Source organism: Lampropedia cohaerens (assembly GCF_001005215.1).
GTDB lineage: Bacteria > Pseudomonadota > Gammaproteobacteria > Burkholderiales > Burkholderiaceae_C > Lampropedia > Lampropedia cohaerens.
Window position 1 is genome coordinate 1 of record NZ_LBNQ01000008.1, and the last position, 25,638, is coordinate 25,638.

A 25,638-nucleotide genomic window follows, 5' to 3' on the forward strand; every position below is an offset into this window, starting at 1 on the left:
ACCGGCTTGAAGCCCTTGAAACCACATCCCACCAATGTGGCCGTCGCCACTATCAGCGCCGCCACCGTCATCACCTTGCGCATCTTCTCTCCTTGCCCTTTCATCAATTTCTCCCGGCCACCATCTGCTCTGCGGCCATTAATCCATCTTCTTCCTCTGCAACAGCTCCGGGATGGTTTGGCCGGGGTGCATGATTAACTGACCATCTTCGCTTCTATAACCATCATATTGGCACTGCATGTTTCCAAACCCATAGCAATTGTGCGCTGAGGAGTCTCCTCCGAAGATGTCCAGCGTGTAGCTCCACCAGCTCTTGCCCTTCAGGTTGGTGTCTCCCGTCGCCGGGTTGAGCCCTATCAGCGATCCCACAAAATCCAATGCGCTGTTTTCCAGCACGATGTGCCGTGCGGTCTCGCCCTGCCCCTGCAAATGGCCGAACTTCCTGTCGCTGTTGGCCACGTTGGCTGCCGGCCCTACCATCTTGATGTCCGTCTCCTTGAGCACTCCTTGGGCCCCGGGGCGGCGCTGCAGCTCGCCCAGCGCGTTGGCCACCGTCAGGCTGCCTCGGCTGTGCGCGCCCATGAACAGCCCTTGCTGGCCGTATTGTTCTCCCAGCTCCACGGCCTGTTCTGTCGAGTTGCCCGGCTCTCCCACCAGCCCTTCGAGCATCTTCTGGTAGACCGCCACCATGTTCTCGCCCAGCGTGCTGGCCGCCGGCGGGTTGTTGATCAGGTGGATGTTTTCATACAGCCGGGTGTCCACTTGCCCTCCAGGCTCCGATTGCTGCCCTATGTAGTTTTGCACCGCATATTTCGCCGAGGCCTGGATGTCGTTGAAGATGCCGTTGAACATCACGGCTACCTGCGTCTTCTCTTGCCCCGTGCGCGGGTCAATGTATGTCACCGGCTTGAGGTTGGCCCGCTCGGCGTCCGTGACTTCCCGCAACTGGTAGATGTTGACGCCTTGGTCCACCACCTTTTTCTGGTAGTAGGCAGCTGCATAGTCGTCTACATCTTGACCAGATAGCCCAGACTCAATTGCCTGCCTCCTGCCCTCATCTTCAATTTGTCTAATTCGCTCAGGATCCTTCACCGGCTTGCCATCTTCCCCGATGACGAAGGTCATCATGCGGTGCTCGGCGATGAACTGGCTGTGGTAGGCCTCGTCGGTGATGGCCGCCACATGCCCCAGCGCCGCCTGGCGGATGGTGTGGCTGCCCTGGGCCTGCTCCTGCAGCGCTTCGTGATCGATTGGCTCCAGCCTCTGGTGGCTGCTGCCCGTGCCTTTGAGGATTTGTTGCAGGTTGGCCGCCGCGCTTTCACTGCCTACCTGGTAGGTGCCATGGCTGATGATGGAGCGGGTTGTGTTGGCGCGGCTTTCGCTCGCTGATGCGTTGGCCAGCAAATTGGCGCCTGCGACTTTGGCTGCCGCGTATTTGTCTGCGCTGTGTACATCGCCTTCGCTCAGCCCCACACCGAATTTGCCGGCATTGGCCTGGTGGGGGTTGGCTTTGTCGTAGGTTTGCCCTTGCGCAAGGCCTTCGCTGCGGTATTTTTCGTTGAGCGCCCGGTCTTGTTCGGAGGTTTGGTCTCGCCCGTAGGAGAATCCCAGGGCCACGCCTGTGGAGCTGGCTTTGCTGCTGGCGTGGTTTTCAATGTCTCGGTAGGTGAAGTCTTGGGCTACCAGCAGGTTTTTAGAAGGCTCTGCGGTCGAGACGATGGCCGCTCCGCTCAGATCGACTGTGCCGCCTGCGCTGATCTGAAAGCCGCCATCGCCTGCCAGGATGCCCGATTGTTCTTGCACGCCTGCGTAGTCGCCGGTGACTTTGTCTTTGCCGTGGCTGATGTTGCCGCTGACGGGGGTGCCTGTGCACAGGGGCGGCACGCATACGCTGATGCCTGCGCCGCTGCTGGTTTGCTTGCTGGCGTAGCTGCTGGTGTCCTGCAGGCTTTCGATGTTCAGGTTGCCGCCCGTTTGAGCCTGCACGGTGTCGGCGCTGACTTGGGCGCCGCGTATGTTCAGGTCCGCTCCTGTGATGAGTGTGGCGGTTTCGCCCGCCTGGATGTGGCTGTTGGTGTTGACCACATCGCGCCCGTCTGCGTTACCTCTGCCTTTGGAGGCTGCAGCATTGATGCTCACTCCGCTTCGCTGGCCGCCCACCGTGAACGCCACGCCCAGGCTGGCGGAGCTGCTGCTGTTGGTGCTGCGCTGCTCGAATGTGCTTTGCGCAGCTTGCAGGTCAATGCGGTTTTGCGCCATGAGTATGGCGTTTTCGCCGGCGCTCACGTCGCTGCCGCGCACCAGGATGTTGCTGCGCTCTTGCCCGCCTGCGGCCACCAGGCGGATGTCGCCTGCGGCCTGCAGGGTGGAGCCTTTGGCGCTATCGCTGGTTTGCGTGGTGCGGCTTTCGCTCTTTGCGCTGCCCAGCGAGATGCTGACTCCCACGCCGCCTGCCTGGCTGAGGTCGCCGGACTGAACGGCATCCACCACGCCTTTGCCTGCCTCGTAGCTGCCTTTGGCTTTGAGCGCGGTCATGCCAATGCCCAGTGCCTGCATGCGCGTGTCGGTGACTTTGCCCGCCGCCCGCGCGAGCTCTGCGGTCGATTCGATGGCGCTGACCACCGGGGAGGAGAGGCTTACGCTCAGGCCGCTTTGCTTGAATTTGCTTTCTTGCGCGTACTGGCTTTGTTCACGTGCCTCTGTGATTGCTATGTCCTGCGCGGTGATGCTGATGTCGCCTTGCGGCGTCAGTATGTCGCTGCCACTCTGGCGGTAGTCGCGGCCAGCGACCATGCGGACGTCGCCCTCGACGCTGCCAACCGTGCTCGCCGCGGCTTCGGTGGCGGTGCTGGCCATGTCGTGGCTTTGCTGTTGCTTGCCAATGGTCACGCCCAGGCCGCCGCCGCTGAACAGGCCGGATTTCTTGACTTCTCGAAAGCTCTCTTGCGACTGGCTGTGCTGCCCCGCCGCAATGGCGATGTCGTTGCCCGCGCGCAGGTTCACTTCATGCGTGCCCACCACGTCGCTGGCGGTGATGCCCAGGTCGCGCCCGGCCTGCAGGTCGATGGCTTCTGCACTGAGCGTGCTGCCCACGGCCTGGCTGCGCTGGCGCGCTTCGTAGGTGGTGACGGTTTTGCTGCTGAAGGTGCTTCTGTGCTTGTGGTGCAACGCCTGCTCGTAGCTGCTGTCGGCCCTGCCGGCTTGTAGCTGTATGTCTCGCCCGGCGTCGGCTGTGATGGCGCCGCTTGCACTGGCGATGTTGGCCGCCGTGGCTGTGATGTCCTGCCCTGCTGCCAGTTGCACGTGCGAGGCGGTGTCGATGCTGCTGCCAACGGTTTGGCTGGCACTCTGGTTGAGCTGGTTTCTGGCGTCGCGGATGTTGTGCTCCTGCACCTCTGTCTCAATGGTGCCCAGCCGGATGTCACGCCCGGCCTCGATACGGCTGAGCGCCTGCTCGCCCGTTGCGGCGTTGCCGATGTGCGCAGCGTCGAGCTGGATGTCACGCCCTGCAGCCATGAGCAGCTGCCCTTGTCCGTTCGGGTCGCTGATCTGGAGGCTGCCTACGCGGTCAATGTCGGTACGGCTGAAGTGGCTGGCTGCGGCCTGACGGCTGTCGCTTTGCGTGGTGCTGGCAACGCGCAGGTCCCGCCCGGCCAGTGCGCTCAGGCGCGATTGCGCAGCGATGGTGCCGCCGATGTTCTCAAGGTCTTCTCGCGCCTGCAGGGCAACCTCGCGCGCATGCATGGCGCCGCCGTTGTTGTGGATGTTGCCGGCGCTGGCCTGCAGGCGCTCGCGCGCCGCGATGGTGGCGCTGTTGGTCAACTCGCCGCTGAGCGCAAGCTCGATGTTGTTGGCGGCAATCAGGCCGGCGTCGCCGCGCACCTGGGCGTGGTTGGCGCGCACATATACCTGCGGCACCAGTACGTTTTGCCAGCTGCCGTCTGCGGCCTGCACGGGCTGCTCGACCAGCCAGACGATGTCGCTGGTCAGCTGCGCCATTTGCTCTGCGGTGAGCGCCACGCCGGGGATGAGCTGGTATGCCCGCGCAAAGGCTGCGCCCTGCGCCATGAGTGCCTGGTATTGCTGCTCGTCGTCGCTGTAGCCTTGCAGGTAGCGCATGCCGGTGAGCTGGCCGATCTGCTCGCGGATGAGCTTTTGCTCGTAGTAGCCGTCGCCCAGGCGCTTCTGCACGCTGGCAGGGTCGTAGCTGAGCTGGTCGAACAGGTAGTCGGAGCTGAGCCACTGGCGCTGGTTGGCAAAGCGTGGGTCGGTCTCAATGAGGTATTTCGCGGTGGGCGAGGGGTTTTGCCGGTAGAGGCTGGCCGTGGGGAGGCTGACGCTGGGCACGCTGGTGCGCACATGGGCACGGGTGTCTCCCGTGTATGCACCGCCAGCCTGCGCCGGCGCGGCAATGGCAACGCTGACGGCCGGGGCCTGTTGGCGCACGGCAGCGCCCTGGCCGGAGCCTGTCACCTGGGTATTGGCCTTGACTTCACTGACGTTCAGGGTGATGGTCTGAACCTGATCGGCCGGGGTGTAGGCAATGGATGCATCCCACCTGCGCTCGTGGTGGCGCTTGAACCCACCGCGCCATTTGGAGTAGGTGTACTGGCTGGTGCCTTCTTCGTGGATGATGTGCACGCCGGTGGCCTGGCGGTTGTCCATGCTGGTGCCGACGACCTGCAGTTCCTGCCCGGCCAGGATGCGGCTTTTGTCGTTGAGTACCGTCTGGCCGGTGATGCGCAGGTTTCCGCCGGCGATGATCTGCGCCGGCGCCGAGGAGGCCACGGCGCTTTCCCGTTCGGTGCGGGTGACGTTGAACTCGGTCCACGCGCGGATGCGATCGCTGGAGAACTGCAGGTTGTACCGCTGTATGGCTTCATCGAGCTGGCCGTAGCTGTCTTCGTCTTCCTGTGCCCATTGCTCCAGCGCGGCGCTGTACTCGCGCACGGCAGCGTCGTAGGCCTGGCGATCTGCCTCGTATTGCTGCAGCGCATTCTGGTAGGCGGCGCATGCGCTGGCGTTAAAGCCTGCGCCGGCCTCGCAGCTGGTCTGCCCGGCCGGGTCGGGTGCTACGGGCGGCTCCATGGTCAGGGCCTGCGGCATTTGCAGCGATGGCGGCGTGATGCCAAAGTATTGCCAGACGGGGTCATCGGGCAGGTAGTTGGGTATGCAGGTGCGGCTGTCACCTTCGCCGGTACAGGCCACGTCGTCCACATAGGGCAAGGGGGTTTTGCCAAGGATGACTTGGGTTTCTGGGTTGGGCGTGGTGTTGTAGCGGTACTGCCCGGCCTTGCTCCAGCCTTCCCAGATGAGGTTGTCGACGAGGATCTTGGTGTCCGAGCCGTTGGGCTGGATGTACTTGAGCTGGCGGGCCTGGCCCACCGGGATGATTTCCGTCGAGAAGTGTTCGTTGGTGTTGCGCAGGTCGGCCACCGCAAGTGCCATGTCGCCAGCTGATTCGATGGTGGCGCTGGCGTTGTGCAGCAGTTGCGCCTGCCCCTGTGCGAGGCCATCCTGCGTGAGCGTGCCACCAATGGCCAGTTCGCCTTCGCTGAGGATCAGTGCTTCTTCCTGGTTGCGGATGCTTTGCGCGCCGATGTCCAGGCGCTGGCGCGCGGCGATGACGGCGGACTGGCGCTGCCCGGATGCCGTGGTTTCCTCGCCGTTGTGCAGATGTCCGGCCGCGATGGCCAGGTGGTCACCGTAGATGCGTCCGGTGCCCAGGTTGTCGAGCTGCGCTGCGGACAGGCGCGTGCGCACGCCGTCGATCAGGCCACGGTTGGTGAAGGTTTGCGCAGCAGTCAGGGTGGTGGTCTGCCCGCCTGCAAGCTCGCCTGCGGCGCGGTTGTCAATATTGCGGGCATCGATCTGCAGGTGCTCTCCCGCAAGAATGTTGCCCTTGTTCTGCACGTCTGCCGCACTGGCAAGATCGAGGGTGCCATTGGCCTGCATCTGTCCATCCTGCTCATGCACATAGGTGTCCTGCAGATCGATGCGCATGTCCCTCTGACTGAGAACTTGTCCATCGCCACTGAGGGTGCGGGCCGAGAGGTTCAAGTCATTGCCCGCCAGCAATGTGCCCCCGGTGTTGGCAATGGACAGCTGGCGATCTGCCCCTGCTGCGGTGTCGGCGACGGTCAGGGCATGGGCCGCTGTCATGCGGCCATTCTGGTTGGCCAGGTGGGTGGAAATTTCGGCGCGAAGGTCCTGGCCGGCCAGGATTGCGCCAGCGCGGTTGTCCAGATGGTCGGCGTCGATGTGGATGGTCTTGCCCTCGATGCCACGCTGAACGGTCAGGGTTTGCGTATTGGCAAGGCTGCCGGTTCGCACGCTTGTGACGGCATTGCTGCGAATGGTGCCGGCAGTGTTGTCAATGCTGGAGGCTGCATGGATGGACAGATCACCCAGCGATTGCACGCTGCCCTGGGCATTGCGCAGCTCGTTGCCTTGCACTTCGGCCGCCTCCTGACTGAAGATGCCGCCGGAAGCGAGGGTGTCGCTGTTGTCGATTTGGTCAGCAGCGAGGCGAAGTGCGCCTTCGCTGAGAATCAGGCCGGCGCGGTTGTCCAGCTTCCGAGTCACGTCAACGATGGCCTGGCCCTGGCCGGAGTGCACGATTTCACCTGCGCGGTTGTCCACTTGGTCTGCCTGCAGCTGCAGGTGCTGCGCAACGGTGGTTGCCTCACGCAGGTCGGCCGCTGCGGCGCGCAGGCGCAAGGCGCCGTTGCTGAGGATACGGCCGCCCTGGCCTTGCAGCTGTGCGACGTCGATGGCGAGCTGGCCCTCGCCGGCATGCAGGATCTGGGCCTGACCGTTGTCGAGCGTTTGCGCTTGCAGCTGCAGGTCGGCAGCGTTGCTGGCGATACGGCCTTGCCGATTGACGAGCGCGCCTGCGACAGTGATCTGGGTGCGCGCATCACCGGTTTGTTCGACGCTGCCGCCGGAGTTGTCCCAGGTGGCTGCGTCGAGCTTGAGGTGGTCGGCGGAAATCGTCGCCGATGCGGTGCGCAAGGCCTGCGCGGCGCGCAGTTGCAGGCTGGCTGCGGCGTTGAGCTGTGCTTCGCTCAGTTCGATGTCGCCGTCGCTGGCCGCAAGCGCTACCGCACTGGCCTGCAACTGGCCGCTGCGCAGGTCCAGTTCGCCCGCCTGCGCTTGCAGCGCCGCGCCGGACTGGATCAGGCCATGGGCGGCAACACGCTGCGCAGCCTGCAAGGTGACGTTGCCAGCTTGCGGCAGCGCTGAGCCATCGGCGGCCAGGCCGGCTGCCAGGATGGCTTGTGGACCACTCGCAATCTGCCCTTGCACGCCATTGGCACGCAGCGTCACGTTGCCTTGCGCGGCGATGGTGCCGTCGGTCTGGGAGATCGTGCGCGTCTGGCTTTCGATGTCGACGCTGCCCTGCGCATAGACCAGTCCGCTGCTGCTGACGCCCTCGCGCACGGCCAGCCGTAGGTCAGCCGATTCACTGCCGCCGGCGGTGATTTGACCACTGTTGACCAGCTGTCCGTTGGCGGTGACGACGACTTCGCCCGCGCTGGCGCCGATATGTCCGGCGTTGCGCACGCCAACGCCTGCCTCGGTGCCCACCAGGGTGATCTTGCCCGCGTACATGCCGCCCAGGTGCGCCACGTCCAGCGCGTAGCGCGGCGCCTGCTGCGCACCGGCGTCCACGCCTGCGCGCACGGGCGCGTTGTCCGCAGCGCTGGCGGTGCCAACGTCGTTGACGCCCGTGACGACCTGCAGGTTGTTGGCCCACACCCCGGCGTTGACCTGCACGGCGCGCGCAAGAATGCCGGTGTAGTCACTGGTGCTCGCATCCAGCCCCTGGCCGTCGATGCTGACGCTGCCACGCTGGACGCGATAGCCCTCCAGGCTGCCGCCATTGAGCACAGGCGTGCCGGTGGTGATGGTGGCACGGCTGGCGTTGATGAAGCCTGCGCCGTCTATGGCCACGCCCGCCGGGTTGGCAATGATGACTTCTGCGCGCGGGCCGGCCACTTCCACGTAGCCGCGCAACTGGCTGGGGTTGCTGCTGTTGACTTCGTTGAGGATGATTCTGGCGCTGCCGGTGGCCAGCCAGGGGTTGCCCTGCACCCAGCCGCCAAGCTGGGTCTGCGTGTTGGTGCGGCTGTTGTTGAGGATGGCACCTTCGCGCTGCACGTCAAATTGGCTGTAGGTGTTGCGGCTCACGCCTGCCGCGCTGGGCGTCTGGATGTTGACCTGTGGCACGCCGTTGGCGGCATTGAGCACGGTGGGCCGCTGCGCACCCGGCGCGCTGGGGTCGGCCACGATCTGCGCCAGGGCCAGGCTGCCATGGGCCATTGCCATGGCCACGATGAGCGGGCGCGCCAGCATTGCCCAGCCAACCCGCTCGGCTGCATGCGCGCCCTGACAGATGCAGATGCGCCCGCCCGCAATGGCCGCTTCGCCGCCAGCGGCCTTGGCGCAACTGCGGGCGTTTTCCTGCACCACCATGCGCTGGCCGCGCGCGGCGTTGAAGATGACTCGGTAGTGGTTCTTGTTCATGTGTTGCTCCCTCGCGGATGACCGTCCGCGCACCTCTCAAAACTGATAGCTGACACTGAATCCCGCCGTGGTGCTGGCGGTGCGAAATCCATCGGGTTTGCTCAGCGGCTTGCCCACAAACAGGTCGTACTGCAGGCTGCCCATTCCACCTCGCAAGCCTATGACTGCCCCTGTCAGATAACGGCCCAACAGCCATTCAGCGCCTTTGCCGCTTACGCGACCATGGTCTACGCCCAGATACGCCTCCTGAGTGGAGTTGCCCAGCGCCCAGCCGATGTCATTGCGCAGCAGTACGCCGCGCTGGGCCATGAGGCTGGACTCGCCGTCGAAACCACGCACGGTGTAGCGCCCGCCAATGGCAAAGCGTTCCTGGGGGGCCAAGGGGGTGTCGGCCCACTGAACGCGCAGCTGGCCGCCATAGCGCAAGCGCTGCCCGCCTAGCTGGAAAGGCGCATGGAGGCTGGCACCAGCGGTCACGATCTCAAAGCGGGAGGTGCCTTCGCCAAAGGCCTGCTCCGGCGCTGGCAGCGCGCCAAACGCGCCTGTGCCGCGACGGTAGCTCAGCTGCAAGTCAAGGATCTTGTCGCCCAGGTAGGCGCGGTGATCCAATCCCGCCGCCCAACCGCCCGTGGCGCGGCGCTGCACCAAGACCTCGGTGTCGTCGATGGCGTTGCGGCTGCGCCGCTGGAAGGCCTTGATGCTGGCGCTGAGTTTGTGGCTGGCGTTGCGCCACAGCACGCGCGCGAGCTGCAGCTCGGTCTGGTTGCTGGTGCCGCTGTAGATGTAGTCCTGCGTGGCGCCTGCCACCGATTGGTGGTAGCGGCTCTGGCTGTAGTTGACCGACAGCAGCCAGTAGCCAAACGGCACGGCGTAATAGGCGCTGCTGCCCCGCGAGCCACGGCGGCCCGATTGGCCGCCTCCAAGGTCATGGTTGAAGCTGAGGTAGAGCAGGTCGTTGAGGGTCAGCGGGTTGTCGTAAGAGACAGTCACGCTGCCCTGGTACTTGCCTGTGGCCTTGGTGCCACCGTCGTCCACGGCCAGCTGGACCCTGAAGGGCCAGGGCTGCTGGTGGGTGATGACGATGTCGCTGTAGCCTACCCTGTCGGCCACCGCCTCGATCTCGAAGCTGGCATCGGCGGTGGGCACGCGCTTGAAGTTCTCCAGCCCCTGCTCAATGGCGCGCAGGTTGAGGACATCGCCCTCGCGCACAGGCAGGGCGTTGAACAGCGCGGCCCTGGCCTGCGCCGGGTTGGCCATGCGCACCTGGCGGATTCGCCCGGGTACGAAGACCAGCCGCAGCTGACCCTGCTGCAGGTCCTGCGCGGGCGCGACGATTCGGCTGGTGACGTAACCCTTGGCAATCAGGGCGTTCTGCATGCGCTGCATGACCTGGTTGATGCCCTGTGAGCCCAGGCAGCGCCCGGCGACTGGGTCGGCCTGGCCGTCGGCGGTGCGGTCCTTGCTGGCAAGCAGCCACTGGAACTGCTCGGCCATCTCGCCCTCCAGGATGACCTGATCGATGCGGAAACACGGCGTCTCGTGCTCGACAAGCAATGGCGAGCCCTGTAGCCCGTCTGCCTGAAGGCGCACGTGCGGCGCGCTCTGCTGCTCTCGTTGCAACTGCTCCAGACGCTGCTGCTGACGCTGAAATTCCAGTGCCGGATCAACCCCTTGAGGCGTTTGCGCCTGCAGTGCCGAAGCCAGAGCTGCGCCCAACAATACCCAAAATTTATTCAGCCGAGAAACCATGGCAATTGCGCCGTTGCGCTTGTTCTTTGACAGCGCCGCGCAGCCTCTTGCCCTTTCTCAGGGCGCAAACCGTATCCGCTGTGCGGCCTGCACCGCACTGTAGATATGCTTTTCACTCACGAAACATGCGTTCACAAATGTTTGCCTTTGCCAGCAGCGAAGCGTCTGCCAAAACATACGGCGACAGCCAGCGCACTGACGCCTGTGTTGAGGCTGCCGCAGCGACTTGGGCGATAATGCAGCGCTGCAGCATGGGATCGAGGTCAGTCCTGCTGCATTTCGCGGGGTGCCGTTTGGGCGCCCCGGTCCGGCCTTGAAAACACTGACACCATCGATTTGCAGCGGCGCTGCACAGGCGTTTGTCGCAAGAATGCGTGGATGGACCGCCGCGCCTGCCCCTTTTCAAATGCCCGCTTCGGCGGCTGCGTTCGACGCGCGCAGTGCGGCGGCCTTGACGCCTGCCTTCACCCATAGTTCATGAGCAAAGATTTTTCCACCCTTATGCTGGCCGAGCCCATCCAGCGCGCAATTGCGGAAATGGGCTACGAGGCGATGACGCCGATTCAGGAACAGGCCATTCCCGTGGTCCTGGCCGGCCAGGACGTGATGGGCGCGGCGCAGACCGGCACCGGCAAGACGGCGGCATTCGCACTGCCGCTGCTGCAGCGGCTGCTCAAGCACGAGAACGGTTCGGCGTCGCCGGCGCGCCACCCCGTGCGGGCGCTGGTGCTGCTGCCCACGCGCGAGCTGGCCAATCAGGTCGCCGATCAGGTGGCCAAGTTCGCCAAGTACACCAAGCTGCGCAGCGCCGTGGTGTTTGGCGGCATGGACATGAAGCCGCAGGTGGCCGAACTGAAAAAAGGCGTGGAGGTGTTGGTGGCCACGCCGGGACGGCTGCTGGACCATCTGGAAGCCAAGTCCGTCTCGCTCGGGCAGGTGGAGTACGTGGTGCTCGACGAGGCCGACCGCATGCTCGACATCGGCTTTCTGCCGGACCTGCAGCGCATCCTGGCGCATCTGCCGAAAAAGCGCACCACGCTGCTGTTCTCGGCCACGTTCTCCACGGAGATCAAGCGCCTGGCCGAAAGTTACCTGCAGAATCCGGTGCTGATCGAGGTGGCGCGCCCCAATGCCACTGCGTCCAGCATCGAGCAGCAGTTCTTTCGCGTCGGCGATGCCGACAAGCGCCTGGCACTGCTGCAGCTGTTTCGCCAGCACGACAAGCAACAGGCCTTCGTCTTCGTCAACAGCCGCCTGGGCTGCGCCCGGCTGGCGCGCATGCTGGAGCGCGACGGCGTGCGCACGGCCGCGCTGCATGGCGACAAGAGCCAGGACGAGCGGCTCAAGGCGCTGGAAGCGTTCAAGGCCGGTGAGGTCGATCTGCTGATCTGTACCGACGTGGCTGCCCGCGGCCTGGACATCAAGGATGTGCCGGCGGTGGTGAACTACGATGTGCCCTTCCACGCCGAGGACTATGTGCACCGCATTGGCCGCACCGGCCGCGGCGGTGCCTCGGGCCTGGCCATCACCTTCGTCACCGACCATGAGGACCGCCAGCTGGCCGAAATCGGCAAGCTGATCGGCAAGCAACTCGACCCGCAACCGCTGGCAGTCGGCCGGCCTGCACGCGAACACAGCGCACGCGCCGAGCCGCGCAATGAGCGGCCGGCAGCGGCCACACGCGAGCGCCCGCAGCGGCGCGAACGGCCCGAGCGTTCCGAACGCGCCCGCCACGCCGAAGAACGTCAGACCTACCGACGCGGCGCAACGCCACGCGATCCCCTGTTCGACGCCCCCTACGAGCCCAGCGATAGCGCGGCTGCGCCCGCCTGGGAGGTTGCGCCACGCCAACCGGCACCGCAGCACCGCTCAGGCAACATCAAAAGCAAATCCAAGGTGGCCGCATTGCTCAGGCCGTCGGGCAGCTGACGCGGCAAGCGCGGCGCGGCCACGCCGATGGCTGCACCGCAGCATGACAAACGCATGTTCAGGCGCTGATGGCCTCCTTGCTTGGCCGCACCGGTGATGTCTGGCGCACGCCAGGCTTTGGCGCGTTCCTGTTCGCTCGCATGGTGGCGGTGCTGGCCACACAAATCCAGGCCGTGGTGGTGGGCTGGCAGGTCTACCAGGCCACCGGCGAAGCCATGAGCCTGGCCTGGGTCGGGCTGGCGCAGTTTCTGCCGATGCTGGCGCTGCTGATGCCAGCAGGCGACATGGTCGATCGTTTCAACCGCAAGCTGCTGCTGGCGGCCAGCTGGGCCGTGCAGGCACTTTGTGCGGCGTTGCTGTGGCTGCTGTCGGCGCAGCTGCATTGGGGGCTGGGCTGGCTGTATGCCGTGCTGGTGCTGTTTGGCTGCGCACGGGCCTTCACCGGCCCGGCGCTGCAAAGCCTGCTGCCCCAGATCGTGCCGCGCGCACAGCTGGCACAGGCGCTGGCCACCAACAGCATGCTGATGCGCGCTGCCGCCATTGGCGGCCCTGTGGTGGGCGGGCTGCTGTACGCCTGGGGGGACGCACAGCTGGCCTATGGCGTCTGTCTGCTGTGCCTGACCGTCGGCACTTTGCTGCTGGCGCGGGTGCCGGTGCGCTTTGCAGCCCAGCGGCAGCCCGATGACGGCTCGCCTGCCACCACGATGTGGCAGCGCTTTGCCGAAGGCATCGTTTTCATCCGCAACCACCCGATCATTCTCGGCACGATTTCGCTGGACCTGTTTGCCGTGCTGCTGGGCGGGGTCGTGGCGCTGCTGCCGATCTATGCCAGCGAGGTGCTCAAGGTCGGCCCGGACGGGCTGGGCCTGCTGCGCAGCGCGATGGGCGCGGGCGAGGTCATGGCCGGTCTGTACCTGGCACGCAGGCCCTTCAATCGCCGGGTCGGGCTGGTCATGTTCGGCGCCGTGGCCGTGTTCGGGCTGGCCAACCTGGTGTTCTCGCTCTCGCACTGGTTCTGGCTGTCCTTTGCGATGCTGTGGCTGGCCGGCGCGGCGGACATGGTCAGCGTCTACATCCGCCAGGCGCTGGTGCAATTTGCCACGCCCGACCACATGCGCGGGCGTGTCAATGCCGTCAACATGCTGTTCGTGAGTTCCTCCAACGAGCTGGGCAGCTTTCGTGCCGGGGCGGGGGCGGCATGGATGGGAGCCGTCGGCGCATCCGTGCTGGGCAGCGTCAGCACACTGGCGATCGTGGCGGCATGGATGGCGCGCTTTCCCAGCCTGCGACGCGCCGACACCTTCGAGCAGGCGGCAAAGAATCATCGCTGAAACCCGCGGTACTGTCTGGCACCCGCTGACGGCATAGCGCCTACATTCGCAGCTGCGGCTTGCGCCTACATTGCGCACAACAGGTTGCCAATGCCACAAGGAGCCCGATGATGAACATCTATGAAGCCCTGCGCCAGAGCCACGACGTGCAACGCCTGCTGGCGGACCGACTGATCGAGACATCCGGCGACAGTCAGGAGCGGCAGGAGCTGTTTGCCCAGCTGCGCCGCGAGCTGGCCGCGCATGCCACGGCGGAGGAGCGCTATTTCTACGTGCCCCTGCTGATGGACGACAACGGCATCGACCTCACGCGCCACGCGCTGGCCGAGCACCACACGTTGGATGAGCTGGTCGAGCAATTGCAGGAGATAGACCCGAGCAGCTCGGCCTGGCTGGTGACGGCCAAGAAGCTGCGCTATGAAGTGCACCACCATCTGGAAGAGGAGGAGCGCAAGTTCTTCCAGATGTCGGGCAAGATTCTCGATGAGCAGCAAAAGAACGCACTCGCCACGCAATACCTGCGGGAGTTCGAGAGCCAGAAGCAGCGTCTGGCCGAAGAAGCCTGAGAACCTGTTCACAGTCTTTTCGCGCGCTGCGCACAGCCGTTGCATGCGCTCGGCAAACGCAGTCATCGCGCCTGACAAGGCGCGTCTGGCGCGGCTGAACGTCGCTGGTTTCAGCAGCCGAATGCAAACACGGCCGGCGTCTTGGCATCGGCAGGGCAGCCGTGCGGCTGGCTGCCTTGCCGCCTGCGCCATTCGGCCACACTGGCACTGCGGCTGATCGCTGCAGGCAGCGTCAGGCCGGCGCTGACCGACAGCCAGGTATCCGGATGCAGGTGCTGCAGCAGCGCCTGCCACAGTTTGGCGTTGCGATACGGCGTCTCGATGCAGATCTGGGCCTGGCCGGTTTTGCGGGCGAGCTGCTCCAGCCGGACGATGGTCTGGGCACGCGCATCGTCCTGTTGCGGCAGATAGCCCACGAAGGCGAAGCTCTGGCCATTCAGGCCGGATGCCGCCAGCGCCAGCAGCAGCGACACAGGGCCCACCAGCGGCAGCACCTGCAGACCGAGCTGGTGTGCTGCGCGCACCACCGACGAGCCAGGATCGGCCACGCCGGGCATGCCCGCTTCGCTGGCCAGGCCCACATCGTGCCCGGCCAGGGCGGGCGCCAGCAGGCTGCGCGCATCAAAGGCGGGGGCTGACGCGGCCTGGCCGCCGCTGCGCGCGCGGCGCTGACCGGCGTGGTCGCCGCCCTTGTGCACGGCGCGCGGCAGTTCGGTGATCTGCATGTCCTGCAGGGTGCAGGCCAGCGGGTGCGTAGCGGCAATGCGCTTGAGGTAGGCCCGCGCACTCTTGGCATTCTCGGCCACCCAGTAGGTCAGCTGCGCGGCCTGCGCCAACGTACCTTCTGGCAGCACCTGCGTCAGCGGCACCTGTTCGGCGCAGCCGAAATCCAGGGGCGTGGGCACCAACAGCAAGCGCCCGTGCGCGGCGCCGCTGCCGCTTTCGGTTCCGGGCGCGCTCATGGAATCTGCAGCCCGGCCTGGCGCAGCAGGCGGCAGGTTCGGATCAATGGCAGCCCGATCAGCGCGGTCGGGTCGTCGTTGTCGATGGCGTCGAGCAGGCTGATGCCCAGCCCCTCGCTCTTGGCGCTGCCAGCACAGTCGTAGGGCTGCTCGGCCAGCAGGTAGCGCTCGATCTCGGCATCGTCCAGCGCGCGAAAGCGCGTGCGCACCTGCGCGATGTCCTGCAGCGCAAGGCCTCGGGCCTGCCACACCAGCGCCACGGCGGTATGAAACACCACGGTCTGACCACGCATCTGGCGCAGCTGGGCCACCGCGCGCACATGGCTGCCGGGCTTGCCCAGCGGCTGGCCAGCCAGATCGGCCACCTGGTCGGAGCCAATCACCACTGCATCCGGATAGCGCGCCGCCACTTCCTGCGCCTTGGCCAGTGCCAGGCGCTGTGCCAGGGCTGCAGGCGCTTCTTGCGGCTGCGGGGTTTCGTCCACATCCGGGGCGATCGCCTCGAAAGGCAGTCCCAGACGCGCCAGCAACTGGCGCCGGTAGCGTGAGGTGGAGCCGAGGATCAGCCGCGGCAGCGCAGCTGGCTGTTGTTCGCAAAGATTCTCCATGGCCGCGATTGTGGCCGAAATTGGCGGCTGCGGCCGCGCCACTGTCGTGCGCGTGCTTGTTAGACAGCGCCGTTGTGCCGGACAATGCGACTGCATTTCGCGTTCACGCTGTATGGGGCTGGCATGGCCGCTGGCTGCCCCCGCATTCCATCCGAAAGCATCGCATGAAATTTCAGGGTTCCGAGCATTACGTCGCCACGCAGGACTTGAAGCTGGCCGTCAACGCCGCCATTGCCCTACAGCGCCCGCTACTGATCAAGGGCGAGCCCGGCACCGGCAAGACCATGCTGGCCGAGGAGGTGGCCCGCGCGCTGGGGCTGCAGCTGCTGCAGTGGCACATCAAGTCCACCACCAAGGCGCAGCAGGGGCTGTACGAATACGATGCCGTCAGCCGGCTGCGCGACTCGCAGCTGGGCGATGACCGCGTCAAGGACATCCACAACTACATCGTCAAGGGCGTGCTGTGGCAGGCCTTCACCGCCGAGCAGCCCACGGCGCTGCTGATCGACGAGATCGACAAGGCCGACATCGAGTTTCCCAACGATCTGCTGCGCGAGCTCGATCGCATGGAGTTCTACGTCTACGAGACGCGCGAGCTGGTCAGGGCCCGACAGCGGCCGATCGTGTTCATCACCTCCAACAACGAGAAGGAGCTGCCGGATGCCTTCTTGCGCCGGTGTTTCTTCCACTACATCAAGTTCCCGGATGCGGACACCATGCGCGAGATCGTCAAGGTGCACTTTCCCGATCTCAAGGGCGAGCTGCTGTCGGCTGCACTCAAGAGCTTCTATGAAATCCGTAGTGTGCCGGGACTGAAGAAGAAGCCTTCCACCAGCGAGCTGATCGACTGGCTCAAGCTGCTGGTAGCCGAAGACATCCCCGCCGAGGCGCTGCGCAGCCAGGACGACAAGGTGACCCTGCCGCCGCTGCTGGGCGCGCTGCTCAAGAACGAGCAGGACGTGACGCTGTTCGAAAAACTGGTTTTCATGAACCAGCGCAACCGATGACGCCCCTCCTCCAGCGAATGCTGCCCGTGGCCGCCGTGCTGTGGCTGGCAGCCTGCGGCGGCAGCTGGCAGGCCAGTTTCATCTGGGACGGGCGCGACAAGAATGACGATGGCAGCAATCTGGTCATCATCATCACCGAACTGCGCTGGAGCAGCCACGGGTCGCGGCCGGCATGGCAACCCGTCGGTCAATGGCAGACTCCGATTGCCAGGGCGCCCATAGCGCTTCGCTCCAGACTTGCCCAACTGACCCGCGTCGACTTCGCATCGTGCCGGTCTGACCTGCCCGCTTATGAGCTGATCATTCCCAATGGATCTGGCCGTGCGCGCTACCTCAGCGACCATGCTGCCTGCGCCGGCGCAAGCGGACTTGCGCCTGGAGATGGCTACATTGAACAGATGGCGTTTGAGGACATGGTCAACATATTGCGACAGGAGCGCTAACCCATGGCTTTCGTACATCCCGTCACCCTTTGCCGTCACGGCGTACGGCTGGAACCGCTGGAACGCTCCCACGAACAAGGCCTGCGCGCTGCAGCCGCCGACGGCCAGCTGTGGCAGCTGCGCGTCACCTCCGTGCCCGAGCCGGAGAACACCCTCGCCTACATCGAGGCCGCCCTGCTTGCGCGCGAACAGGGCCATCGCTTCGCCTTCGCGGTCATTGATCAGCGCAACGGCAACGTGCTGGGCACGACCAGCTACCACGACATCCTGCCAGCCGTGCGGCGCGTCGAGATTGGTTACACCTGGTACGCGGCCAGTGCGCAACGCACCCATGTCAACACGACCTGCAAGCTGCTCATGCTTGAACACGCCTTCGAGACTCTGCAGTGCCTCGTCGTGGGCTGGCGCACCGACAATTTCAACTACGCCAGCCAACGTGCCATTGAGCGCCTGGGCGCGAAAAGGGACGGCATCATTCGCGGCCATGCGCTGCGGCGCGATGGCACCATTCGCGATACCGTGATGTACAGCCTGACGGCGTTCGAATGGCCCCAGACCCGTGCCTTCCTGCAGGACGCACTACGACGCAAAGCATGAACTCACGCCGGCATCAGGCAGCGCCGATAACGCTGCGCCAGCAGCTGCAGCACGGGCACACGCGTGCCTTCCGCCAGCTCGACAAAACGGCCCAGATGCGCATCCGGCACGATCTCGAAGATACGCCCGGCCACGCGCTCGGCATAGCGCTCGCCGGAGCGTTCGAGAATCAGGTGCAGCGCGACCAGCACCAGCTCCAGAATCGGCTGCGGCTGCTCGCACTGGCGCAACTGCCCCACCAGGTGGCTGGCCGCGGCATCCTGCTGCAGCTGCAAAATGTCCACCGCGTAAACCTTGCAGGCCGCCAGACTTCGGGTGCGCGCACGCGGCGGCATAGCGCCGCTTTCCCGCACTGCGGCGGCCGGTTGATCGACGCCACGCAGCAGACCTGCAGCTTGCAGCTGCAGCAGGGCCTGTTCGGTTCCCGTACCGAAGATCGCCGTGAGTTCCGCCAGAGTGCGCCGGCCATCACACAGCAACAGCAGTTGCCTTGCGCGCGGCGCCATGCGAACTCTGGATTCCAGCGCCAGGCGGCCCTTGGCGGTTTTCTCGATGGACATGAGGTAGCAGCATCTTCAAACTGCAGCACTCTAGTCGCGGGTTGTTAAAGGATGGTTACACATCATGTTGATCGACTTCTTTTATACGCTGCGCGCGTGCAAGCTGCCGGTTTCGGTCAAGGAATACCTGGCGTTGTTGGAAGCGCTGGACAAGGGTGTGATCGGGCCGAAGGCTCCGGAGGCGACCAGCATGGAAGATTTCTACCACCTCAGCCGCACCATCCTGGTCAAGGACGAAAAGCACTACGACCGGTTCGACCGCGCTTTTTCCGCCTACTTCAAGGGCGTGGCACTGCTGGCCGACTACAGCAAGGAGATCCCCGAGGACTGGCTGAAGCAACTGCTGGAAAAGGAACTGACGCCGGAGCAGAAAGCCGCGCTCGAAGCCATGGACTGGGACGCGCTGATGGAAACCTTCAGAAAGCGCCTGCAGGAGCAGCAGGAGCGCCACGAAGGGGGCAGCAAATGGATCGGCACCGGCGGCACCTCGCCCTTCGGGCATGGCGGCTACAACCCGCGCGGCATCCGCATTGGCGGCAGGGGCGGCAACAAGAGCGCCGTCAAGGTCTGGGATGCGCGCCTGTACCGCGACTATGACGACACGCAGGAACTCGGAACCCGCGCCATCAAGGTTGCACTGCGCCGGCTGCGCAAGTTCGCGCGCACCAGTTCCGAGTTGGAGCTGGACCTGGAAGGCACCATCCAGTCCACCGCCGCCAATGCCGGCTATCTCGACATCAAGATGGTGCCCGAGCGCCACAACAGCGTGAAGGTGCTGCTGCTGATGGACGTGGGCGGCACCATGGACGAGCACATCCAGCGCGTCGAAGAGCTGTTTTCAGCCGTCAAGAGCGAGTTCAAACACCTGGAGTTCTACTACTTCCACAACTGCGTCTACGACTTCGTGTGGAAGAACAACCGGCGCCGCTTTGCCGAGAAGATCGACACCTGGGATGTGATCCGCAAGTACAACCGGGACTACAAGCTGATCTTCGTGGGCGACGCCACCATGAGCCCCTACGAGATCCTGCAGCCGGGCGGCAGCGTCGAATACAACAACGCCGAGGCTGGCGCCGAGTGGCTGCAGCGGCTGACCCATGCCTTCCCGCACCATGCCTGGATCAACCCCGAGCCGCAGGGCGCCTGGGGCTACCGGCAGAGCATTGCGCTGATCCAGCAGATGGTGGGCGGGCGCATGTTCCCGCTGACGCTGCAGGGCCTGGAGCAGACGATGCGGCTGCTGTCCAAATGATTGCGGGCTACGCAGCGGTTGCGCGTGGCACGTCAAAGCCCAGCTTGGCCAGCAGCCGCGCATCGGCATCGGCGTCGGGGTTGCCCGTCACCAGCAGCTTTTCGCCATAGAAGATTGAGTTGGCGCCGGCCAGGAAGCACAGCGCCTGCACGGCCTCGCCCAGCTGCTGGCGACCGGCCGAGAGCCGCACCCGCGCCCTGGGCATGGTGATGCGCGCCACGGCGATGATGCGCACGAAATCCAGCGGGTCCACCGGCTTGGCGTCGGCCATTGGCGTGCCCGGCACCGGAACCAGGCTGTTGATCGGCACGGACTCAGGGTAAGGGTCGAGATTGGCCAGCTGGGCAATCAGGCCGGCGCGGTGCACCGGCTCCTCGCCCATGCCGATGATGCCGCCGCAGCAGACGCTGATGCCGGCATCGCGCACCGCCTGCAGGGTATCGAGCCGTTCCTGGTACTGGCGCGTGTCCACCACGCTGCGGTAGTACTCGGGCGCGGTGTCGAGGTTGTGGTTATAGAAGTCCAGCCCCGCATCGCGCAGCGCCACGGCCTGATGCGGCTGCAGCATGCCCAGCGTGGCACAGGTCTGCAGGCCCAGGGCCTTGACGGCCGCCACCAGCGCGCTGACTTTCTCGATGTCGCGGTCCTTGGGCGCGCGCCAGGCTGCGCCCATGCAAAAGCGCGTGGCCCCCGCATCGCGCGCCGCACGGGCGTGGGCCAGTACCTCCTCCACAGGCAGCAGTTTCTGCGCTTTCACCCCCGTGTCGTAGGCGGCCGATTGCGGGCAGTAGCCGCAGTTTTCCGGACAGCCGCCGGTCTTGACCGACAGCAGCGTGGCAAGCTCCATGTCGTTGGCCGGCCAGTGCTGGCGGTGCACGGTCTGCGCCTGGTAGAGCAAGTCCAGAAAGGGCATGTCGAGCAGCGCCTGGATCTGCTGCACCGACCAGCGCGGCGCGGCAGGCTGTTGCGGCGAACGACCAACCGGGCGGTGCAGCACCACCGGCTGTTGGCTTGTTGGTGCGCCTTGCGGCAAAGATTCAGCTTGCATCAGGGATGAGCGCGTTGATTGTGAAATGACAGGCACTCAACCAGGGCGGCGCATGCTGCAGCGATGCGGCATCTCGGCCTGTTCGGGCGTGAGGGCGCGAATCACCTCGAAGCCATAGCCCGAACCCTCCACGTCAAACGGCACCGCCTCGCTGCCGGCCTTCTGCATGCGCCCCACCAGCAGCGACTGCTGGAACTGGTGATCGGCCGCCCGCATGGTGCCGCGCTGCCCGGCCAGCTCCACCTGCAGGCCTTCCAGCGCATAGGCGACCTTCACGGGATCGGTGCTGCCAGCCTTTTCCATCGCCGCCGCCAGTGCCTCGATCATCAGCTGCATGCGCATGTGCACATAGTCGTCGGCCGGGTCGGGAAAGCGCGCGCGAAAGGCCTGGTAGAACGCCCGGCTCTCGGGCGCGGGGTAGTTGGGCAGCCAGTCGGCCACGGCGATCACCTTGCCGACACCGGCATCGCCCATGGCTGCTGGCGCGCCCAGCGCGTTGCCATAGAAGGTGTAGAAGCGGCCCTGGAAGCCAACCTCCGCAGCCGCGCGCACGAACAGCGTCAGGTCATTGCCCCAGTTGCCGGTGATGACCGCATCCGCGCCGCTGGCCTTGATCTTCACGCCATAGGGCACGAAGTCGCGGATGCGGCCTATGGGGTGGTACTCCTCGGCGACGATCTCGATGTCGGGCCGGCGCTCGGCCAGCTGGCGGCGCGCCTCGCGCAGCACGGCATGGCCGAAGCTGTAGTCCTGCCCGAACAGGTAGACCTTCTTGATGGAGGCATCCTGCTGCAGCACATCCATCAGCGCGCGCATGCGCATGTCGGCATGCGCATCGAATCGGAAGTGCCAGAAGCTGCACTTCTCGTTGGTCAGTGCGGGATCAACGGCCGAGTAGTTCAGAAACAGCATGCGCTGCTCAGGCATGCGCTGGTTGTTGAGGTTGATGGCATGCAGCAATGCCTCGGCCACCGCCGACGAATTGCCCTGCAGCACATACTGCGCGCCGCTGTCGCGCGCGGACTGCAGTGCCGCCAGCGCCTCCTCGCTCTGGCCCTTGCTGTCATAGCGGTCCAGTTGCAATGGACGCGGCCCGCCTTCGGCCGCAGGCAACTGCACCCCTCCTCGTGCGTTGACGCGCTCGATCGCCCACAGCAGATTGCGAAACACCGCCTCCCCGGTGTTCGCAAAAGGCCCGGACAGGCTTTCAACCAGCGCCAGGCGGATGGGCGACTGTGGTGCCGCTGCGTCAGCAGCGTGCGCGAAGGCAGCCAGACATAGCGCAGCCGCCGTCAGCCGCCGCATTACCGCGCGAGCCAAAAGGACTGGGCGGAAGCGAAGCATTGGGTACACGAAACCTCCTGTTGTGCGAATTCGCAATCTTTTCGCGTGGCAAAAGCCATTCGCCACACCCATTATCTTTGGGCAGATTCGCTTATTCATGAAACAGCGATGTGCATTTATGCAGACAAATTTAGGCAATTTACTGACAAATTAAGAAAAGAAGTCTGTTTTTAACAAAATTTTCAACAAAACCACCATCATCTCACCTACAGCAACGTATTGGTAGCGATCTGTTGCCATCTTTCGGGATTGCACGCACAACGGAGCCTGCGGGAGCCACCGCGCGATCTCGCCTGGCACACGCCTCCCACGCGCACGCCCGCGCGCATAATGGCGCCCACCATGGAATGGCTCATTGTTACTGTCGCGTCGCTGTTTGCCGGTTTTGTCGATGCCATCGTCGGCGGCGGAGGTCTGGTGCTGGTGCCTGCACTGTTCGCCGTCTATCCCAGCGCGGCGCCGGCCACACTGTTTGGGACCAATAAGTCCGGCTCGATGTGGGGCACCGCGTTTTCGGCGTGGAAGTTCGCCCGCACCGTGCAGTTTCGCTGGGCCACCATCGCGCCAGCCATCGCGGCGGCCTTTGCCGGCGCCATGCTCGGTGCCTGGGCCATCACCGTGATATCGGCCGACTTTTTGCGCAAGGCGTTGCCGTTCATCCTGGCTGGTGTGCTGGTCTACACGCTGATGAAGAAGGAGTTGGGGCGCCACCACCACCCGCTCACCAGCGCTGTACGCGAGGCCGTGCTGGCCGTGCTGATCGGGCTACTGATCGGGTTTTATGACGGCTTCTTCGGCCCCGGCACCGGCAGCTTCCTCGTCTTTGCATTCGTGCGCCTGCTGGGATTCGATTTCCTCAACGCTTCGGCCCATGCCAAGCTGCTGAACCTGGCGACGAATCTGGCGGCACTGCTGCTGCTGGGCGTCAAGGGCCATGTATGGTGGCATCTGGCCATTCCGCTGGCGGTTGCCAACATCGTCGGCAGCGTGCTGGGCACGCACATGGCGCTGAAGCACGGCTCCGGTTTCGTGCGCTGGATCTTCGTGGCGGTCGTCAGCCTGCTGATCATGCGCTCGGCATGGGATGCGTTTCTGGCCTGAACGGACAGAGTAAGAAAAATGGCCCCGGCAAAACGCCGGAGTCATGGCCCATTGCCAGCAGCACCATGCAGTGCTGCTACTTGGATTCCGTCAGAACTGGTAGGTCGCCAGCAGTTGTGCGCCCCGGCCCGCACCCGGTACACCGAAGCCGTGGCCGTTGTACTGGCGCCAGTACTTCTTGTCGAACAGGTTGTTGATGTTGAGCTGCACGCCCAGCGCATCGCTGACCTGGTAGCTCAGCATCATGTTGTGCACCGTGTAGGACGGCACATCCACCCGGTACTGGCTGGTCATGCCGGCACCGCGGCCCAGCGCGATGTAGCGCGAGCCCACGTACCGCAGGCCATAGCTGACGTTCAGTTGCGGCGTAACGCGGTACGACGTCCACAGGCTGGCGGCATGCTTGGGCGTGTTGCGCATGGCAATGCCTGCCTCGTCACCGTTGAGGTTGCCGTTGTTCAGATTGCCTGCTGGCTTGTCGGAATCGGTGATTTCGCTGTCCATGTAGCTGTAGCCGGCAAACACGGACCACTGCGGCGTGATGTTGCCCGCAGCACCCAGTTCCAGGCCGGTAACGCGCTGCTTGTAACGGTACAGCTCGTCCTGCAATTCCTCGTTGACATACTCGGGCTTGTCCTGGGTCGTGCGGTAGATCGCAGCCGTCAGGGACAGACGCTCATCGAACAGATCCCATTTGGTGCCCAGCTCAACCGTGTCGCCCTTGACCACGGGGTTGACATCGCCCGCACCACCGCTGGTCGCAGCCTGGATGGAGGTGGGCTGGCGCGCATTGGCGTACGTTGCGTAAATCGTGCCGTTCTGTGCTGGCTTGTAGATCAGGCCAACGCGGCCAGTGAACAGGTTCTGGCTGTCGCGGCCAAGAGCACCATCGGCCCACGGCTTGTCGCCCGGCGTGCCGCTGGTGTAGCCGCCGCGTGAAGCGTTGTGCGTCTGCTTGACGTCCCACCAGTCATGGCGAAGGGCAATCTGCGTCTGCCACTGCTCGTTGAATCTCAGCGTATCGAGAACGTACAGCGCTTTCGACGTCGCGCGCGTGCTCTGGCTGGAGGTGTAGTACACGCTGGTGTCACCCACGAAATCCTTTGGAGGGTTGGCAGGATCAATGACATGGTTGTTGCCCTGGTTGCCGAACTTCAGGCCGCCTTGCATCAAGTCCAGCTTCTCACGGGTGAACTCCGCACCGACCACCATGTCGTGCCCCACGGAACCCGTCTCAAAGTTCAGCAACAGATTGGTCTGGTTGCTGATGGTCTTGTTCTCGGTATGGCGGGCAATGCCGGTCAGGCGCCGCAGCACCGGGCCCTGGTTAGTCACCTGATCGCCGCCGGGCGTGGTGACCACATAGTCGCGATCCATCTGCGCCAGCGACAACTGGTTGACCAGCGTAACGCGCTCGTTGAAGTTGTGCTCGGCCTTGAAGTTCAGCCGGTCGATCTTGTTGTCTTCCTTGTCCAGGTTGTCGTAGCCGAAGTAGCCGCTCCACTTCACGCCCGGATAGGGGCTGGGCCGGCCACCACTTTGACGCGGGTTCTTGCCATCGTGCAGCGTGGGAATGCCGTAGTCGTAGTTACCGTCATCGTTGAGGTGTTCGTAGCTCAGCGTCAGGCGCGTGGGTGTGCCCAGGCCATAGGCGATGGACGGCGCAATGCCCCAGCGCTTGCGCAGAATCTCGTCGCGCCCGTCCACCCCGGAGCGGTGCGCCACGGCGTTCAGGCGCACGGCAATGCCACGCTCCTCATCGACAATCTGGTTCAGGTCCACTGTGGCGCGGCGGAAGTCGGATGTGCCAAGGCCCAGGTTGACCTCCCGGCGGTTGGCCATGAACGGCGTCTTGGTCACCAGGTTGATGCCGCCGCCGATCAGTCCCGCACCCCAGACCGAGGCGCTGGAGCCCTTGACCACCTCCACCTGCTCGACGTTGAACATCTCCGAGCGGGTGTAATAGGCCGACTCGCGCACGCCGTCACGGAACACGTTGCTGCCGCCGTACTCGCCGGAATTGAAGCCGCGGATGTTGATGCCATCACCGACCCCGCCTGCACCCTCGCCGGAATTGAAGGTGATGCCGGGCGAGTTGGCCAGCACGTCCTCCAGCGTTTGCGCGTTCTACTCACGGATCAGCTCTGCAGGAATGACCGTGACACTTTGCGGCACGTCACGCAGTGGCGCGTTGAACTGCGGCGAGGATGCGCGCTTGGTCTGGTACTGCCCTTCGGCCTCGCCGGTGATGACCACCGGCGCCAGCCGCTGCGCGGATTCATCGGCCGTTTGTGCATAGCCGGTATTGAGGCCAAAGCCCAGTGTCAGCAGCCCCAGCGATGCCACGGCCGTGGTAGCCGCGCGCACTGGGGACACGGCGGACAGATCATTGCCTGATGCTGCTGCGGGCGAAATCGTCGAAATGACTGAATGCTCCAAGGTACTACTCCATGACTTGAACAAGCAGGGAGCGCGAAGCCAAACGCCATGACGGGTCACTACGTCAACGCGTGAAGGTGTAGCAACACAAGCAACCGGCTTTGATCGCAATGAGAAGCAATCATTGTCAAATGCCAGCGCGGCGGCAGATTCAGGAGAAAGGCTACGACCTT

At 64.6% G+C, this 25,638-nt stretch carries 17 protein-coding genes; 8 read left to right on the top strand and 9 right to left on the bottom strand.

Features of this window, described 5'->3' with window-relative positions; all coding sequences use genetic code 11:
- Nucleotides 1–138: 138 nt before the first annotated feature.
- Entirely contained in the window at nucleotides 139–8,529 is an 8,391-nt protein-coding gene (locus AAV94_RS00435; RefSeq protein WP_046740361.1) for a two-partner secretion domain-containing protein, read from the bottom strand.
- Between the two features lie 36 nt (nucleotides 8,530–8,565).
- Nucleotides 8,566–10,248: a ShlB/FhaC/HecB family hemolysin secretion/activation protein gene (locus tag AAV94_RS00440; RefSeq protein ID WP_231731158.1), complete on the bottom strand. Its 1,683-nt coding sequence runs from the start codon at nucleotides 10,246–10,248 to the stop codon at nucleotides 8,566–8,568.
- Between the two features lie 507 nt (nucleotides 10,249–10,755).
- Here AAV94_RS00440 and AAV94_RS00445 point away from each other — a divergent pair.
- The 3 genes from AAV94_RS00445 (at nucleotide 10,756) to AAV94_RS00455 (ending at nucleotide 14,104) form a co-directional block, all read left to right on the top strand.
- Entirely contained in the window at nucleotides 10,756–12,207 is a 1,452-nt protein-coding gene (locus AAV94_RS00445; RefSeq protein ID WP_046740363.1) for a DEAD/DEAH box helicase, read from the top strand.
- 68 nt (nucleotides 12,208–12,275) lie between these two features.
- Nucleotides 12,276–13,538, top strand: coding sequence for an MFS transporter (locus AAV94_RS00450; protein WP_046740364.1), 1,263 nt, complete (start codon nucleotides 12,276–12,278; stop codon nucleotides 13,536–13,538).
- A 110-nt stretch (nucleotides 13,539–13,648) separates the two neighbouring features.
- Nucleotides 13,649–14,104 carry a hemerythrin domain-containing protein gene (locus AAV94_RS00455; RefSeq protein ID WP_046740418.1) on the top strand — a complete coding sequence of 152 codons (456 nt, stop codon included), beginning with the start codon at nucleotides 13,649–13,651 and terminating at the stop codon, nucleotides 14,102–14,104.
- A 110-nt stretch (nucleotides 14,105–14,214) separates the two neighbouring features.
- Here AAV94_RS00455 and AAV94_RS00460 read toward each other — a convergent pair whose 3' ends face one another.
- Nucleotides 14,215–15,066: an SAM-dependent methyltransferase gene (locus AAV94_RS00460; RefSeq protein WP_046740365.1), complete on the bottom strand. Its 852-nt coding sequence runs from the start codon at nucleotides 15,064–15,066 to the stop codon at nucleotides 14,215–14,217.
- The gene (locus AAV94_RS00465; protein WP_046740366.1) at nucleotides 15,063–15,674 is read right to left on the bottom strand and encodes a Maf family nucleotide pyrophosphatase; all 612 of its coding nucleotides are present in this window, start codon (nucleotides 15,672–15,674) and stop codon (nucleotides 15,063–15,065) included. Before AAV94_RS00465 ends, AAV94_RS00460 begins: the two co-directional genes overlap by 4 nt.
- A gap of 164 nt (nucleotides 15,675–15,838) precedes the next feature.
- Here AAV94_RS00465 and AAV94_RS00470 point away from each other — a divergent pair, with 164 nt between their 5' ends.
- Genes AAV94_RS00470 through AAV94_RS00480 form a run of 3 tightly spaced genes read left to right on the top strand, consistent with a single transcriptional unit; the run spans nucleotide 15,839 to nucleotide 17,721 of the window.
- Nucleotides 15,839–16,681, top strand: coding sequence for an AAA family ATPase (locus AAV94_RS00470; protein ID WP_046740367.1), 843 nt, complete (start codon nucleotides 15,839–15,841; stop codon nucleotides 16,679–16,681).
- Nucleotides 16,678–17,124: a hypothetical protein gene (locus AAV94_RS00475; protein WP_046740368.1), complete on the top strand. Its 447-nt coding sequence runs from the start codon at nucleotides 16,678–16,680 to the stop codon at nucleotides 17,122–17,124. The genes AAV94_RS00470 and AAV94_RS00475 overlap by 4 nt, the downstream gene beginning before the upstream one ends.
- Nucleotides 17,125–17,127: 3 nt before the next feature.
- Nucleotides 17,128–17,721 (top strand): GNAT family N-acetyltransferase, encoded by a 594-nt coding sequence (locus tag AAV94_RS00480; protein ID WP_046740369.1) that lies wholly within the window; start codon nucleotides 17,128–17,130, stop codon nucleotides 17,719–17,721.
- Nucleotides 17,722–17,723: 2 nt separating this feature from the next.
- On the opposite strand, the gene AAV94_RS00485 is transcribed toward AAV94_RS00480, so the two are convergent.
- Nucleotides 17,724–18,281 carry a hypothetical protein gene (locus AAV94_RS00485; protein ID WP_046740370.1) on the bottom strand — a complete coding sequence of 186 codons (558 nt, stop codon included), beginning with the start codon at nucleotides 18,279–18,281 and terminating at the stop codon, nucleotides 17,724–17,726.
- A gap of 64 nt (nucleotides 18,282–18,345) precedes the next feature.
- On the opposite strand from AAV94_RS00485, the gene AAV94_RS00490 reads away from it, so the two are divergent.
- Entirely contained in the window at nucleotides 18,346–19,533 is a 1,188-nt protein-coding gene (locus AAV94_RS00490; RefSeq protein ID WP_046740371.1) for a vWA domain-containing protein, read from the top strand.
- A 7-nt stretch (nucleotides 19,534–19,540) separates the two neighbouring features.
- Here the strand turns inward: AAV94_RS00490 and bioB are convergent, their stop codons facing one another.
- Both bioB and AAV94_RS00500 read right to left on the bottom strand, forming a co-directional pair.
- On the bottom strand, nucleotides 19,541–20,581 hold the full coding sequence (gene bioB / locus AAV94_RS00495) for a biotin synthase BioB (protein WP_046740372.1): 1,041 nt from the start codon (nucleotides 20,579–20,581) through the stop codon (nucleotides 19,541–19,543).
- A gap of 36 nt (nucleotides 20,582–20,617) precedes the next feature.
- A complete protein-coding gene (locus AAV94_RS00500; protein WP_231731160.1) occupies nucleotides 20,618–21,886 on the bottom strand; it encodes a branched-chain amino acid ABC transporter substrate-binding protein in 1,269 nt (422 codons plus the stop codon).
- Nucleotides 21,887–22,267: 381 nt separating this feature from the next.
- Here AAV94_RS00500 and AAV94_RS00505 point away from each other — a divergent pair, with 381 nt between their 5' ends.
- The gene (locus AAV94_RS00505) at nucleotides 22,268–23,026 is read left to right on the top strand and encodes a sulfite exporter TauE/SafE family protein (protein WP_046740419.1); all 759 of its coding nucleotides are present in this window, start codon (nucleotides 22,268–22,270) and stop codon (nucleotides 23,024–23,026) included.
- Between the two features lie 90 nt (nucleotides 23,027–23,116).
- On the opposite strand, the gene AAV94_RS00510 is transcribed toward AAV94_RS00505, so the two are convergent.
- Both AAV94_RS00510 and AAV94_RS00515 read right to left on the bottom strand, forming a co-directional pair.
- Nucleotides 23,117–25,141: a TonB-dependent receptor gene (locus AAV94_RS00510; protein ID WP_084824652.1), complete on the bottom strand. Its 2,025-nt coding sequence runs from the start codon at nucleotides 25,139–25,141 to the stop codon at nucleotides 23,117–23,119.
- Between the two features lie 12 nt (nucleotides 25,142–25,153).
- Entirely contained in the window at nucleotides 25,154–25,402 is a 249-nt protein-coding gene (locus AAV94_RS00515; RefSeq protein WP_156167863.1) for a hypothetical protein, read from the bottom strand.
- Between the last annotated feature and the right edge of the window lie 236 nt (nucleotides 25,403–25,638).